This window comes from Gemella bergeri ATCC 700627, assembly GCF_000469465.1.
Lineage (GTDB): Bacteria > Bacillota > Bacilli > Staphylococcales > Gemellaceae > Gemella > Gemella bergeri.
This window is the reverse complement of the sequence record NZ_KI271806.1, coordinates 43,605-57,402: the sequence shown is the minus strand read 5'-3', so window position 1 is coordinate 57,402 and position 13,798 is coordinate 43,605. Positions and strand designations below refer to the sequence as shown.

General features: G+C 30.0%; 15 protein-coding genes and 1 pseudogene. 6 read left to right on the top strand and 10 right to left on the bottom strand.

The genetic code is table 11. The features are described 5' to 3' along the window. Positions 1 to 21: 21 nt before the first annotated feature. The 5 genes and pseudogenes from HMPREF1983_RS01320 to nrdG form a co-directional block, all read right to left on the bottom strand. Positions 22 to 834, bottom strand: coding sequence for an MIP/aquaporin family protein (locus HMPREF1983_RS01320; protein WP_021752479.1), 813 nt, complete (start codon positions 832 to 834; stop codon positions 22 to 24). A 282-nt stretch (positions 835 to 1,116) separates the two neighbouring features. After that, a complete protein-coding gene (locus HMPREF1983_RS01315; protein WP_021752478.1) occupies positions 1,117 to 2,772 on the bottom strand; it encodes a YhgE/Pip family protein in 1,656 nt (551 codons plus the stop codon). A 51-nt stretch (positions 2,773 to 2,823) separates the two neighbouring features. Then, positions 2,824 to 3,036: pseudogene (locus tag HMPREF1983_RS08015) on the bottom strand (YhgE/Pip domain-containing protein); the annotation flags it as partial. Next, positions 3,033 to 3,266: a YhgE/Pip domain-containing protein gene (locus HMPREF1983_RS07920; protein ID WP_021752476.1), complete on the bottom strand. Its 234-nt coding sequence runs from the start codon at positions 3,264 to 3,266 to the stop codon at positions 3,033 to 3,035. The gene HMPREF1983_RS07920 and the pseudogene HMPREF1983_RS08015, both read right to left, overlap by 4 nt. A 222-nt stretch (positions 3,267 to 3,488) precedes the next feature. Further along, entirely contained in the window at positions 3,489 to 4,043 is a 555-nt protein-coding gene (gene nrdG, locus HMPREF1983_RS01310; RefSeq protein ID WP_245576415.1) for an anaerobic ribonucleoside-triphosphate reductase activating protein, read from the bottom strand. Positions 4,044 to 4,459: 416 nt separating this feature from the next. Between nrdG and pcp the strand changes: the two genes are divergently transcribed. The 3 genes from pcp to HMPREF1983_RS01295 all read left to right on the top strand — a co-directional run bounded on the left by pcp (position 4,460) and on the right by HMPREF1983_RS01295 (position 7,224). Beyond that, positions 4,460 to 5,107 carry a pyroglutamyl-peptidase I gene (pcp, locus tag HMPREF1983_RS01305; protein ID WP_021752474.1) on the top strand — a complete coding sequence of 216 codons (648 nt, stop codon included), beginning with the start codon at positions 4,460 to 4,462 and terminating at the stop codon, positions 5,105 to 5,107. 280 nt (positions 5,108 to 5,387) lie between these two features. Further along, positions 5,388 to 5,804, top strand: coding sequence for a MarR family winged helix-turn-helix transcriptional regulator (locus HMPREF1983_RS01300; protein WP_021752473.1), 417 nt, complete (start codon positions 5,388 to 5,390; stop codon positions 5,802 to 5,804). A 40-nt stretch (positions 5,805 to 5,844) separates the two neighbouring features. Continuing rightward, complete coding sequence (locus HMPREF1983_RS01295) at positions 5,845 to 7,224, top strand: MATE family efflux transporter (RefSeq protein WP_021752472.1); 1,380 nt, start codon at positions 5,845 to 5,847, stop codon at positions 7,222 to 7,224. Positions 7,225 to 7,417: 193 nt separating this feature from the next. Here the strand turns inward: HMPREF1983_RS01295 and HMPREF1983_RS01290 are convergent, their stop codons facing one another. The 5 genes from HMPREF1983_RS01290 to lplA all read right to left on the bottom strand — a co-directional run bounded on the left by HMPREF1983_RS01290 (position 7,418) and on the right by lplA (position 10,700). Further along, positions 7,418 to 7,756 carry a hypothetical protein gene (locus tag HMPREF1983_RS01290; RefSeq protein WP_040460771.1) on the bottom strand — a complete coding sequence of 113 codons (339 nt, stop codon included), beginning with the start codon at positions 7,754 to 7,756 and terminating at the stop codon, positions 7,418 to 7,420. A gap of 2 nt (positions 7,757 to 7,758) precedes the next feature. Then, on the bottom strand, positions 7,759 to 8,010 hold the full coding sequence (locus HMPREF1983_RS01285; RefSeq protein ID WP_021752470.1) for a hypothetical protein: 252 nt from the start codon (positions 8,008 to 8,010) through the stop codon (positions 7,759 to 7,761). A 307-nt stretch (positions 8,011 to 8,317) separates the two neighbouring features. Beyond that, positions 8,318 to 9,133 (bottom strand): class B sortase, LPKTxAVK-specific, encoded by an 816-nt coding sequence (gene srtB / locus HMPREF1983_RS01280; RefSeq protein ID WP_021752469.1) that lies wholly within the window; start codon positions 9,131 to 9,133, stop codon positions 8,318 to 8,320. 90 nt (positions 9,134 to 9,223) lie between these two features. Further along, the gene (locus tag HMPREF1983_RS01275) at positions 9,224 to 9,544 is read right to left on the bottom strand and encodes a heavy metal-binding domain-containing protein (RefSeq protein WP_021752468.1); all 321 of its coding nucleotides are present in this window, start codon (positions 9,542 to 9,544) and stop codon (positions 9,224 to 9,226) included. Positions 9,545 to 9,710: 166 nt separating this feature from the next. Further along, positions 9,711 to 10,700 (bottom strand): lipoate--protein ligase, encoded by a 990-nt coding sequence (gene lplA / locus HMPREF1983_RS01270; RefSeq protein WP_021752467.1) that lies wholly within the window; start codon positions 10,698 to 10,700, stop codon positions 9,711 to 9,713. 204 nt (positions 10,701 to 10,904) lie between these two features. Here lplA and trpS point away from each other — a divergent pair, with 204 nt between their 5' ends. The 3 genes from trpS to tehB all read left to right on the top strand — a co-directional run bounded on the left by trpS (position 10,905) and on the right by tehB (position 13,782). Then, positions 10,905 to 11,921, top strand: a complete 1,017-nt coding sequence (gene trpS, locus HMPREF1983_RS01265) for a tryptophan--tRNA ligase (protein ID WP_021752466.1) — start codon at positions 10,905 to 10,907, stop codon at positions 11,919 to 11,921. Between the two features lie 54 nt (positions 11,922 to 11,975). Continuing rightward, positions 11,976 to 12,713: a DNA/RNA non-specific endonuclease gene (locus HMPREF1983_RS01260; protein WP_040460770.1), complete on the top strand. Its 738-nt coding sequence runs from the start codon at positions 11,976 to 11,978 to the stop codon at positions 12,711 to 12,713. Between the two features lie 205 nt (positions 12,714 to 12,918). Beyond that, positions 12,919 to 13,782: an SAM-dependent methyltransferase TehB gene (tehB, locus tag HMPREF1983_RS01255; protein ID WP_021752464.1), complete on the top strand. Its 864-nt coding sequence runs from the start codon at positions 12,919 to 12,921 to the stop codon at positions 13,780 to 13,782. Positions 13,783 to 13,798 lie beyond the last annotated feature (16 nt).

Below are 13,798 nucleotides of genomic sequence, written 5' to 3'. Positions count from 1 at the left end.
CTCCTTTGATTATTAAAGTTTTTACTTGTTTAACTCTTTTTGTTTTTTTAATGCCGGTTCTAATACCTTAGTAAAGAAGAAGCCGGCTAATATACCCGCAACAATCGGCGCAAGAATGTATACCCAGAAAAATCCACCGCTTGCATCAGGGAATGCTGCACTACCCCAACCGAACATCCACGCTACCAGACGTGGTGCAAAATCACGTGTCGGATTCATACCGGCTTGAGTAATTGATGCTAATAATGCTAATAATGCTCCAACTGTTAATCCTATTAGAATCGGTGCCGTATTATCATTCGGTCTTCCTACATTTGCTCCTTCCGTAAATAAGAAAATCATAAGAACCAATAAGAATGTTCCCAGTGCTTCGACAAAAATTGCCAATGGCATTGAAATTGAATAACCGCCCGGTTGATTATAATACTCACCGAACATTTTAGCAGTTGTTACCGATTCAAATGTCCCGCGCACAATATTTTTCTTAGCTTCATATTGAGAAATTGACGAACCATATACTCCATATACCGTTAATGCTCCTAAAAATGCACCAACAAACTGTCCTAAAATATAAGTCGGCAATCTCTTAGCACTCATGCGCCCCGTTAAAACCATGGCAACCGATACAGCCGGATTAAAGTGTGCATTACTTAAATTTCTTGTCATATATATACCAAACGTCACAGCTAATGCCCATAGCATTCCTATCTGAAATAAACTTTGATGTGCATCGTATAATACAGCTGCTGCCACAGCCCCCGTTCCAAATAAAACTAAAATAAAAGAACCAATTGCTTCCCCTAGGAAGTCATTTTTTAATGAATATTTCTCCATGAATATCCCCTTTCAAAAATTTATAGTTATATTATAACAAAAAAAGTAAGATATTTACAACCTTTAATTTTATTAAAAATCTCTATATAACTTTTTCAGATAATTATATTTATATAAAAAGTATACTCAGAAATATAATTCTAATTTTATAATTCATCAAAAATCTTGTATTCTATAACAAAACTTTAAAATATAAGAAAAAATATTCTTATATTTATTTTTTGAAAAATTAAGAAAAGAGATAATAACTCTCTCTAAGTTTCTTATCTCTCTTTATTTTAATTATAAAAATAATTTTGATTTCCCTCGTTCTCTACTTAATCTTTCAGATTTTGCTATAAGACTTACTGCAATAACACCTACTACCAACACTATTACCAAGTAAGTTAATAATATTTTCATATCACGCTCGACAGTAGGTATGTAGACTCCACCTACCGCTTCACGCAATAAACCTATTGAATATGTGAACGGAACTTTCGGATATAAAGTTTGGAAAAATTTTGCAGTCATTTGAATAGGAAAAGTTCCCCCTGAACTCCCAAGCTGTAATACCAACAATATAATGCACAGTGCTTTACCAATATTTCCAAAAATATAAACCAATGTATATATAATTGATGAGAATAATAAAGCAATTAACAGACCATATACTACAAAACGATATGGCGATACCGCCTGTGTTCCTAGGACATACATATCCCCAAGTGTTACTATCATACTTTGGAATAATGCTATTATCATAAACAACAACCAACGCCCGAAATATTTTTCATAAGGTTTGTACTTTTTATCTTCATCTTCAACTTTTGTTGTTAATAATGAAGATATTAATAGTGAACCTACCCAAATTGAAAGTACCGTATAAAATGGCGTCATAGCTGAACCGTAATTCGCAATATGATATAATTTATTTTCCTGCAAATTTACAGGATTGGCAAAAAATTCCGCTTGTTTCTTATAATCCACTTTTAAAAGATTAAAAAGTGAATTTGTATCAACTTTACCTTCCGCTTCTTTTATTTCTTCTGACAATTTTTTAATTTTTTCTTTTATTGTCGGCATTTCGGAACTTAATGTCAGTAACTTATTATGAGCCATATTAACTTTCATTTCCGCTTCACTTAATTTACTAGAAACGATCGGAAGTCCCCCTTGTGCTTCATAAATAATATTTGAAAATTTTTCCGCATTTACTTTTGCTTTTGATAATACTTTTTCTATCAACGGTGCTACTTCACCGTTTAATCCTTGATTAAAATTATGTGCCGTTTCATTAATATTGTGTGTCCCCTCTACAAAACGTTCCTTAGCATCTGTAGTTATTTCGTCATACTTATCAATATTATTGTAGAGATTTTTATTTAATTCACTTATTTTTTCAATATCAGCAATTAAATTATTTACTCTATTCAACTGATTGTTAAATAAATTTTCATCAGACAGTTTGTTAAAATAAGAAAAAATATTTTTCGCAAGCTCTAAGCGTTGAATGCCGGTAGAAAATCTACTATCTAAAGTTTGCATTTTAGCTTTTAATTCATCCTTTTTAGTTGGATTATTTTGAAATTCAAGCGCTATTTCATGGGCATCTTTAGAAATATTCTCAACTTCTGATAAATGTTCACTTATCTTTGGTAATAATTTAGCATTAAAACCTTCTATATTGTTAATAGCTATCTCCGCTTTATCAGCCAACATAATACTATTGGTAGCTACCTTATCTACTTCCGGTAGAGTTGTATGTATGGCATTTATAATATTTTTTCCACGTTCTACCTTATTAATTAATTCATTTAAAGCGCTTTCATAATTTAAAAAATTGTCATTTAATTTTAATATTTCTTCTTTTGTTTTCTCAATAGACGGTAAATTTTCTTCAAATTTTATGCCGGCTTCATGAAGTTTTTCAAAGATAATTCCATTTGCCGTTTCCACAAAAGATTTACTAATGTTATTTGCTATTGCTGAAGCTCCACTATTTGTTATTTTAGGGCTAATAGCATTTATTTTTTCATTTACCGTATATTCTATTGTTGCTTTTTCCGGTGTACCTCGTGTAATTGATGTAAGATCTTCGGTGAAATTTTCCGGTATTACTATACTGGCGTAATAATCACCTATCTTAACACCATCTTCTGCTTGTGCCTTTGTTTCTACAAATTGCCAATCAAGATTTTTATTACTTTTTAATCCCTCTATAAGATTTTCCCAAGATTTATCTTATTATTTTCAACTGTTGCTCCCTTATCTTCACTCACAACAGCAACCTTTATCTGATTAGTGTGTCCGTATGGATCCCATGATGACAGTATATTAGGCCACGCATACATCGACGGCAGTACCATAAGACCTATTATAATTAACCACGTTCTTATCTTTCTGAATATTTCTTTAATATCATTTCTAAATATCTGAAATATGTTTTTCAAATAAAAAACTCCTCTCTTTTCTACTGATAATAATACATAAAAATTTTAAAGGGAGCGACTAAAAAATTATGATTTTTAAATAATCATTTTTTAAAGTCACCCCCGCAAGGTTTACTAAATGCTCTGAAAATTTTTTGAAGCAAATTTAAGCACCTGTAAACTACTGCGTCATAATAAATATAGACACTTTTATAAAAAATGGAACTTTCAATAAGCCAATTTTTAGTCCAAATATAAAACAACATTTTCCACTGTTGATTTATGTAAATCTATTATTCTTTGATTACTACTCCCGCGAAATCTAAGCCCTAAATCTTTTAACGCTATTATAAAAGGTCCATCAACAAGAACGTCACAAAGTGCCAATAACTCCTTTTTATCATCGCTGGATTTTAATAGTTGCTCGTAGGTATAACCGCTATACACCCAAATATCTTTAGTATTACCAAATTCCATTCTTACTCTTTTTGCTAATGATAAAGCAACCTTAGTATTTAAAAACGGCTCTCCTCCTAAAATTGTTAATCCCTGAACATAGGGATTTCTTAAATCGGAAATTATTCTATCCTCCAACTCCATAGTATAATCTTTTCCGGCATTAAAATTTTGAATACTTTCATTAAAGCATTCTTTACAACCAAACAAACAGCCGCTAAGATATATTGAGCATCTTACACCTTCACCGTCTACAAATTGAAATGGTTTGTAATCCGCATATTTATTCTTAGAGTATTTTGAAGCCAGCCAAAAATCTTTTGCTTCGCGGAATGTCTTCATTTCACAAGAGTTTACATTAGCCTTTTTTCTTTTACTATAGTCCGATGTATCAATAGTTTGAATAATTGTTTTAAATTTTTCTTCTCTTGACATTCTCTCACCCCTATTTTAAATATAATAGCACTTTTTTAGATGAAATACAATTTTAAATAGTTATTTTTTTAACAGAAAAAAATTATTTCTTTATATTTTTACTTGACAATGTATATTCCGATAACAATACTTATATATGTTTTGTAAAATCAAGAGAGTTAGAAATTCTGACTCTCTTTTTGTATTAACTTTTATATTTTTAAATATATTTTATATGAAGAAAATTCAAAAAAATATATATATCAAAAATGTGAATTTTTTATTTTCAAAAAGAAAAAATTATTTTATAATGAATAATAAAAACTTTATTAGGAGAAAATTTTATGAAAGTATTAATTACAGGATTTGAACCGTTTAATAACGAAAATATAAATCCATCCGAACTTGCAGTCCGATCTTTACCCAATTCTATTAATAATATAACAATTAAAAAAATCATACTCCCTACGGCGTTTAAACATAGTAGCTTATTATTAAAAAAGGAAATCGAAAATTTTAAACCACATATTGTTATTTGTGTTGGACAAGCCGGCGGTAGAAAAAATATTTCATTAGAACGTATCGCCGTTAATATCGATGATGCTCGTATACCGGATAACAATGGCTACGCACCTATTGATACGCCCATTCGTAATGACGGCACAAACGCTTATTTTTCCACCCTCCCGATAAAAGCAATCGTAGAAAACTTAAAAAAAGAGAATATCCCTGCTGATATTTCCAATACAGCAGGAACTTTCGTCTGCAATCATGTTATGTACGATGCTCTGTATTTTTCCGAAAAGGAAGATATCTCTTTTTCCGCCGGTTTTGTTCATATCCCTTATATAAAAGAACAAATAGTAGATAAACCTGATATGCCATTTATGGAACTGAATATTATTGTAAAATCATTGGTATCAATAATAAAAACAGCTACAAAATACTATAAAAAAGATGATATTTCTATACCCGGTGGTAAGGAAAGTTAATAATATTCAAGAAACTTGCCAAAAAATCTCAATTTTTAATAAAAATACTTTTATTTGATTTCGGTTAGTAATTTGTCGGTGTCCAAATTTACCTTACAAACACTTCTGAATACTCGGTAAATTTTATGGTAGGAAAAATTAACAAAATTTGATTTCTTAAAATTATATTTTTAGAATTATTTCCTTTTTTATTATTTTTGATTTAAAAATTATGTTTCTATTGACAAATGATATATCAGGTATATAATATATAGAGTATATTATTTTAAGGAGAATTATTATGCTACTTAAAGACACGCTAAGTCATCAGTTTATAGGTGCATTGGAAATTATTCGAAACTACCCTAAAGATCTCTTAACTGAGATTGGTATTACCTACGGTAACTTTATCACCCTTATTTTTATTGCTGAAAATGAAGGGTCAACGCAAGCACAACTTGCCCAAATTCATAAAAAAGATAGAAATGTAATAGGACGCCACATTGATGTTCTTGAACAAAAAAACTATGTTGAACGTAAACGAGGAATTGTAGATCGCAGATCTTATACATTATTCTTAACAGATAAAGGTAAGGAATTTATTCTTAACAATGAAAATATTATCATCAAAAGTGAGCAACATGCACTAAAAAATTTAACAAATGATGAAATTTCTACATTATATAAACTAATGAATAAAATAACTTCAGATGCGTAAAACATTACTATCACAATTATAACTTTAAAAGGAGATTTTTATGCCACAATCTATGACCCAAAACCCGCTCGGAACAAAGCCGGTAAAAAAACTACTCATATCTTTTGCATGGCCTGCAATTACAGCTAACATAATTAACGCACTCTACAGCATTATTGATCAAATATTTATAGGACAAGGTGTCGGCTATCTGGGTAACGCAGCTACAAATGTTGCTTTCCCTATTACTACTATTTGCCTTGCCGTAGGGCTTATGATTGGAATTGGCGCTGCCGCTAACTTCAATTTGGAACTTGGCCGTGGAAATCCCGACAAGGCAAAATCGGTTGTCGGGACGTCTGTAATGTCATTATTTATTATCGGAATAATACTTACTATTTTAGTTCATATCTTTTTAGAACCATTAATGTACGCATTTGGTTCAACAGATGAAATACTTAGTTATGCCAAAACATTTGCCAGCATTTCATCACTTGGAATACCGTTTCTACTTATTTCTATAAGTACAAATCCTATTGTTCGTTCGGATAACAGTCCAAAATATTCAATGATTGCTATTGTTTTCGGCGCTATCCTTAATACCATTTTAAACCCAATATTTATTTTCGGTTTCAAGTGGGGGATTGCCGGTTCTGCTTGGGCAACAGTAATTAGTCAATTTTTATCAGCTATGATTTTAATATTTTACTTTCCTAGATTTAAGAGCGTTAAATTTGAGAAAAAGGATTTTATTCCCCAAATATCATTGTTAAAAATTTCTATTTCACTTGGAATGACTTCTTTTGTTTTTCAAGGATCTAATATGATTATTCAAATAGTAACAAATAATTTACTAAATATTTATGGTAAAGAATCTGTTTATGGAAATGATATACCTATCGCTGTTGCCGGTATTGTCGCTAAAATTAACATTATTTTTATCGCTATCGTTATCGGTCTTGTTCAAGGCGCTCAACCTATTTTCGGTTTTAACTATGGTGCTAAAAAATATGATAGAGTTAGGGAAACAATGAATTATATGATGAAATATGCAATAATTATTTCTGTAGTGTTCTTTGCAATATTCGAAATATTTCCTAAACAAATTGTCGCTGCTTTTGGTAACGGTAATGAACTATACTTTGAATTTGCTGTTAAGTATATGAGATTTTTCTTGCTATTTACTTTTATTAACGGTATTCAAATTTCCAGTTCAACATTTTTCGCCGCTATTGGAAAACCGAAAATCGGGGTAACTATAGCACTAACTAAACAAATAATTATTCTTCTACCAATGTTATTTATGCTGTCTCATGCATTCGGCATTGAAGGAATTATCTATGCAACACCGATAACTGATATTTGTGCATTTAGTGTGTCGGTATTCTTCTTGATAAGAGAATTTAGACTAATGCCGAAAAATAATATAGTAGAAGTATAAAATAACCTAATAAGAGCAGCCCTTAAATCGATTTTAAAAAATGATTTTTAGAGTTGCTCTTATTGAATTTATTAAATATTCGCTTAACTTAGAAAGTAAAAGTAGATATTAATAAAATATGATTTCTGGTATTAACAAAAAATTGGCCGCACAAAATAAACTATATAAATTCCTTAAATTTTTTATAAACAATCTATCTAATTAAAAACCGTGCGAACACTAACATACCTACTGCTGTAATGATAAATATATACCCCACCATTTTTGCTAATTTTATTACTTTCATTTCTTCTTTAGGATTATTTTTTATTTTAGCTGCTTTTTCTTCCGTCATACCTGCTAGTAAATTATAACTTTTTTTGACTATTAATAAATAGGCTGTATATAGAAACCATATCAATAGAGTAAAATACACTATAATAATTACTATATTTTCATATTTAGTATTATCAAATACCTGTGCTAACAAACATAGTATAAATAGTATAAATGCCGTAATCAACATAATGATTATATAGGTTTTTCTTTTCATTATTAACTTAATACCTCCCTTTCTATAATAGTAAAACATTTATTGCTTTCTCTTAATTCTGAATTTAGTTTTTTTGACAATTTAGTTAATATATACTTCAGTAATTTGACTTTTTCATTAGTATCAAATTTGTCGTTTAATAAATTATCTATATTTTCTAAATTAGGGAATATTGTATACGCTATATTTTTAATTCTTTCTTTTGACTGATTTATACTATATCCATAATATTTAGTTTTAATACTTACTACCATATAAGCATTTTCATCTTCAATGTAGCACTATTAGAGTACGCTGTCAAATATTAACTAAAAATCCATTAAAATATTAATATAAATATATTTATGTTATGCTTTTAACCATTGAATATACAACACTTAGCTTGGTTTACGATTTTTTATAAAAATGAGAATAAATATTAACATTCATTCTCATTTTAGTTTCATTTTCACTTAACTTATTTTTATACTCAAACTATTTTACATATCTATAAATCACTATTATCTAAATCAAGAAAAAACAACCTGCCGATTTTCATCAATAGATTGTTTTTATTATTTATTATCTTGTTGCTACGTATTTTAATTCATCTTTATGTTCTGCCAAAAAATCATTCATTTCTTCATCCGGAATTAAACGTAAGTAAAGATTAGAACGAATTGTTTCATCTTCTTCACGGCATGTTGATAATACAAGATATTTATCATTACCTTTTAATACCACATTATCATTTTTAGTCTTAGCGTCTTTTTTAACATCTGTTAATTGCTTTAAAAAATCATTATCATTTTCAAAGTCTAAACGATAGAATGATGTTGTTTCCGGCACAATAGTTAAAAATGCCGCTTCGTAGTAATACTTACGTTCCGGTGTTTCTACAACCACATATTTATGTTTATTCATATAATCTTGCTTGTCGTAAAAGTTAACATCATTAAACATTCTATGATCCCCTACTTTACTACCACGAGCATGTCCGAATAACCACGTCAGCCTATCACTAAAATTCTTTTTATTGTCCATATCCATAAACACAGTTCCTAAATATGGTACATTTCCACCTTCAAATGTTTTATTCAAATATGTTTCATTATCATTTGTTTGCACAACAGGTTCATCTAACTCAGTTCCCGGTGCATATATATATGCTACTGTTTCATTATTTACTTTTGATAATTCTGAAAAACGCTTATTTAAATAATCTTTTTCCTCTTGACTTACTTTATACCCTGCAGTTGTAGTTGTTGCTGTATTTGATGAAGGAGAATTTGAACTGCTTTTTTTATTATACTCAGTCACCGCCACAGCTGTGATTACTAAAGTAAATACTAACAATAAGATAGCAAATAACTTCTTAATGTTAAATACTTTTTTCATTATTTAAGTCCTTCCTTTTATAAAAAATTTTACTGTATATACGTTTTGTTACATACATTATAAACTATTTTTTATTATTTTTCTATTATTTTAGCGAACTACCACCGCTGTACCGGTAGCTGTGACCAATAACATAGACCCTCCTTGACCAAGTGTGTCAAAGTCTACCCTTATACCAATCACAGCATTTGTTCCCATATTAGCGGCACGTTCTTGTAATTCTATCAATGCCTCTTTTCGTGCTTGAATAATTTCTTCTTCATAGCCTTGACTACGTCCGCCAAAAAAGTTACGTAAACCTGCTCCCATGTCCCGTAAAAAATTAATCCCTGCAACTACTTCCCCGGTAGCGAAACCTCTATATTCTACTATTTCCATTCCCGGAACATTAGATGTTGTTGTTATAATCATGATTATAATCCTCCTTATTTATAAATAATATAAAGTTTAAAAATTATACATAACATTTTAGTAACTGAGAATTTCATTATAGTCATACTTCTTGAAATTCAAGTTCTTGTTATATGTTTTACTTTATTTGTTAAATTTATTAAATTGATAAAATAATGTATACTTTTTAATCTACTAAAATATCCACTACTTCTTCTAGTGTCGCACCTAAAAAGTAAGAATTAATGTCCACTTGTTCCAGTGCTTTTTTTACAGCTTGCTTGTTATATTTTATTCCTATCAATTTTTCAGCAATATCTTCTACATCCATAACACCGAAAAAATCTCCAAAAAACTTAATACTGGTGATAATACCATGTTCAACCATTATATTAGCTTCTATTTTTCCTGTTTTTAATCTTCTGTTACGTTTAATATTGAAATCCGGATTTTTTCCATATACCCAATCCCAAGAATTATTTTTTTCATCTTGAATTTTTGCTATTGCTTTTTCGTCTTCTTCAGTTGGTATAAAATCCACCATATCATATTTTTCATTCATATAATTTTTAAGTGCTTTTTCAAAATCTTGAACGGTCATTTCTTGATTTGGTAGATGTTCTTTAATATTTGTTACCCTTGAACGAACAGATTTAATTCCTTTTGATTCAATTTTATCTTTTGACACTTTAAGGGCATTTGCTAAAACGGTCGTGTCAACATCAAATAATAAACATCCATGGTGCATAATTCTTCCAGAACGAATATATTGTGCATTCCCACAAAACTTTCGCCCGTCTATTTCAAGATCATTACGTCCGGTAAATTCTGCTTTTACTCCCATTGAAGCCAGAGCATCTATTACCGGTTGTGAAAATGATTTAAAGTCAAACTCTTCTCCACTTCTTCCGTTAGAAATAATAGTGTAATTTAAGTTGTTCAAATCATGATACACTGCACCACCACCACTTACACGACGTACTATTTTTATTCCATGTTCATCACAATATTTTTGATTAATTTCTTCTGTTGTATTTTGGTTTTTCCCAACAACAATACAAGGTTCATTTATCCATAACATGAATACATCATCTTCTTTCGCAAGTTCATTAAAAGCATAAAATTCCAACGCTGTATTGTAACGGGGGTCGTTACTTTTTGATTCAATATAAATCATATTTTTTCTCCTAACATAAATTATTTACTCGTTATACATTATACAACAAAAAGGATTTTTTCAAAATAAAATTACACTTTTTTTCTTTATTTCAACCACTTAACTTTAATTATATGATATAATTTAAAGGATATTAGTTATAAATAATATTTTTTATGACATTATTTTAGAAATTTATAAATTAAATAAAAGGAGTTTGCTATTATGACAAAAATTATTTTAACCGGAGATAGACCAACCGGAAAGTTACATTTAGGTCACTTCGTTGGCTCTCTTCAAAATCGTGTAAAATTACAAGCTGAAAATGATACAAATGTTTTTATTATGATTGCAGATCAACAAGCCTTAACAGATAATGCCAATAACCCCACTAAAGTTATTGAAAACATTACAGAAGTCGCACTTGATTATTTGGCAGTTGGTATAGATCCGACAAAAACAACGATTTTTATCCAATCACAAATACCGCAACTTGCTGAACTGAATATGTACTACTTAAACTTGGTTACTGTTTCCAGATTGCACCGTAATCCGACTGTTAAACAGGAAATTAGCGACAAAAAATTCGGTGAGAGTATTCCGGCAGGATTTTTCACCTACCCTGTAAGCCAAGCAGCCGATATTACAGCATTTAAAGCAACACATGTACCGGTAGGTGAAGATCAGAAACCGATGATTGAACAAACCCGTGAAATTGTCCGTGATTTTAATAGAACATACAACAAAGAGGTACTTGTTTTACCTGAAATAGTCCTACCTCCAAAAAATCACGCCCGTCTTGTTGGAATTGACGGACAAGGCAAAATGAGTAAATCACTAAATAACGGTATTTATCTTGGAGATAGTGAAAAAAATATTAAAGCAAAAATTATGAAAATGTATACTGATCCCAATCATATTCGCATTGAAGATCCCGGCCAAGTAGAAGGAAATGTTGTCTTTAAATATCTTGACATTTTTGATCCACGTAAAGATGAAATTGCCGAGTTGAAAGAACATTACAGCCGTGGCGGTCTTGGTGATGTTAAGTTGAAAAATAGATTAAATGAAGTAATGCAAGAATTTTTACTGCCTATTCGCTCACGTCGTGAAGAATTTGCTAAAGATAAGGCGGAATTATACAATATGTTAAAAGCCGGCAGTGAAAAAGCGGAACGTGTAGCAGCAACTACACTTGATGAAGTAAAAGATGCGATGGGAATTAACTATTTTAAAAAATAACGATAACTATTAAGAGTGGCTCATCCACTCTTAATTATTTTACAAGGAGAATATATGGCAAGAAAAAGAAAAAATAATCTATTTACTATTATATCAATTATACTTGTTATTCTAATTGCAATTTTTATTGCTAAACATACTTATAAGTCAAGTCATTCCACACAAAACACTGATTTTTCCACTACCGGAGATATTCCTCGAGAAATTATAACTTCTCTTAATGCTCCTGATGAGAGTAAGGCAACTAATAATAATAGCTATAAAGTATTAAATAACAATACCCCCTACTTTAGCAAAGAAGATCTATCTATTAAATCATTCGAAAATTATTCTAACTTAGACAATCTGGGTAGAGTTGGACAAGCCAATGCCGTTATTGGTGTTGATCTTATGCCTACAAATAAGCGAGAAGAAATCTCTCATATTCGTCCTAGCGGCTGGCAATCTAATAAAACCGCACATGTTTACGATCGCTCCCACTTAATCGCTTTCCAACTATCCGGAGAAAATGCAAATGAAAAGAACCTTATGACAGGAACAAGATTTATGAATCATAATATGATTCCTTTTGAAAATCAAGTCGCTGAATATGTTAAAAAAACAAAAAAACATGTTCGCTATCGTGTTACGCCAGTGTTTAAAGATAATGATTTAGTCGCACAAGGTGTAATTATGGAAGCTATGTCCGTTGAAGATAATGGTGCCGATATTAAATATAACGTCTTTATTTACAATTTTCAAAAAGGAGTAAATATTGACTATAAAACCGGAAAATATACTTTATCAAAATAAACATTATTGTTATCCTTTTTTAAATTTTAATTTATTGGATTGGGATTGATTCAAAAATAATAAAAATCTATATCTGTAAAAATGAAATGCAAACAAAAGTGCCACACTTAGCCAATTATAAATATAAAGATCAATTTAAAATTTTGATTTTATTTAAGTTAGTATCATGTTATAATAGAAAAGAATTATATTAAAGGAGATAATTATGAACAAAGATCTTGTCTGTTGTAAACGGCTACCTAACTGGAATGCTTTATCTATTCCTAAAGAGTTTAGAGAAAAACATAACACCCGTACGGGTATTTGGGCTAAATTGACTATTTTAAAAGGAAAGTTAAAATTTGTTTCTCTTACTGAACATGGTGATATTATAGAAGAATTTATCTTTACACCCGAAACTGATATTCCTTTCATTGAACCCGAAGTTTGGTATAGAATAGCACCGATGTCTAAAAACTTGGAATGTTATTTCGAACTTTATTGTGAACCTAAAGATTACTTTTCTAATAGATATAACCTTAATCCTGCACATTCTGAAATAGTAGAAGCTGTTCAAACTATTCCAAAATGTAAAGCACTTGATCTTGGTTCCGGTCAAGGAAGAAATGCTTTATTTTTGTCTTCTCTCGGTTTCAATGTAACCGCCCTTGACACAAACTTTGAAAATTTACAATACTTAGCTAATATTTCACAAGAAGAAAATCTGAATATTATTGTAGCTAACTACGATATTAATACAGCCAATATTCGAGATAAGTATGATTTTATTTATTCAACTGTTGTTTTTATGTTTCTTAATCCTACGAGAATTCAAAGTATTATTTATAATATGCAAAAACAAACAAATATTGGCGGTTATAACTTAATCGTTTCTGCTATGTCTACAGATGACGCCCCATCTCCTATGCCATTTCCTTTTACATTTAGAGAAAACGAATTAAAAGATTTTTATAAAGATTGGGAGCTTATCAAATATAATGAAGATTTTGGACATCTACATAAAACAGATGCTAATGGCAATCGGTATAAGCTAAGATTTGCTACATTGTTAGCGAAAAAAATAAAATAATAGCAAAAAGCACTCA

Excerpts from the sequence above, each read along its gene's own strand:
- HMPREF1983_RS01320 (WP_021752479.1), bottom strand. The coding sequence starts at position 834 with ATGGAGAAATATTCATTAAAAAATGACTTCCTAGGGGAAGCAATTGGT.
- nrdG (WP_245576415.1), bottom strand. The coding sequence starts at position 4,043 with ATGAAGACATTCCGCGAAGCAAAAGATTTTTGGCTGGCTTCAAAATAC.
- pcp (WP_021752474.1), top strand. The coding sequence starts at position 4,460 with ATGAAAGTATTAATTACAGGATTTGAACCGTTTAATAACGAAAATATA.
- HMPREF1983_RS01300 (WP_021752473.1), top strand. The coding sequence starts at position 5,388 with ATGCTACTTAAAGACACGCTAAGTCATCAGTTTATAGGTGCATTGGAA.
- HMPREF1983_RS01295 (WP_021752472.1), top strand. The coding sequence starts at position 5,845 with ATGCCACAATCTATGACCCAAAACCCGCTCGGAACAAAGCCGGTAAAA.
- HMPREF1983_RS01290 (WP_040460771.1), bottom strand. The coding sequence starts at position 7,756 with ATGAAAAGAAAAACCTATATAATCATTATGTTGATTACGGCATTTATA.
- HMPREF1983_RS01285 (WP_021752470.1), bottom strand. The coding sequence starts at position 8,010 with ATGGTAGTAAGTATTAAAACTAAATATTATGGATATAGTATAAATCAG.
- srtB (WP_021752469.1), bottom strand. The coding sequence starts at position 9,133 with ATGAAAAAAGTATTTAACATTAAGAAGTTATTTGCTATCTTATTGTTA.
- HMPREF1983_RS01275 (WP_021752468.1), bottom strand. The coding sequence starts at position 9,544 with ATGATTATAACAACAACATCTAATGTTCCGGGAATGGAAATAGTAGAA.
- lplA (WP_021752467.1), bottom strand. The coding sequence starts at position 10,700 with ATGATTTATATTGAATCAAAAAGTAACGACCCCCGTTACAATACAGCG.
- trpS (WP_021752466.1), top strand. The coding sequence starts at position 10,905 with ATGACAAAAATTATTTTAACCGGAGATAGACCAACCGGAAAGTTACAT.
- HMPREF1983_RS01260 (WP_040460770.1), top strand. The coding sequence starts at position 11,976 with ATGGCAAGAAAAAGAAAAAATAATCTATTTACTATTATATCAATTATA.
- tehB (WP_021752464.1), top strand. The coding sequence starts at position 12,919 with ATGAACAAAGATCTTGTCTGTTGTAAACGGCTACCTAACTGGAATGCT.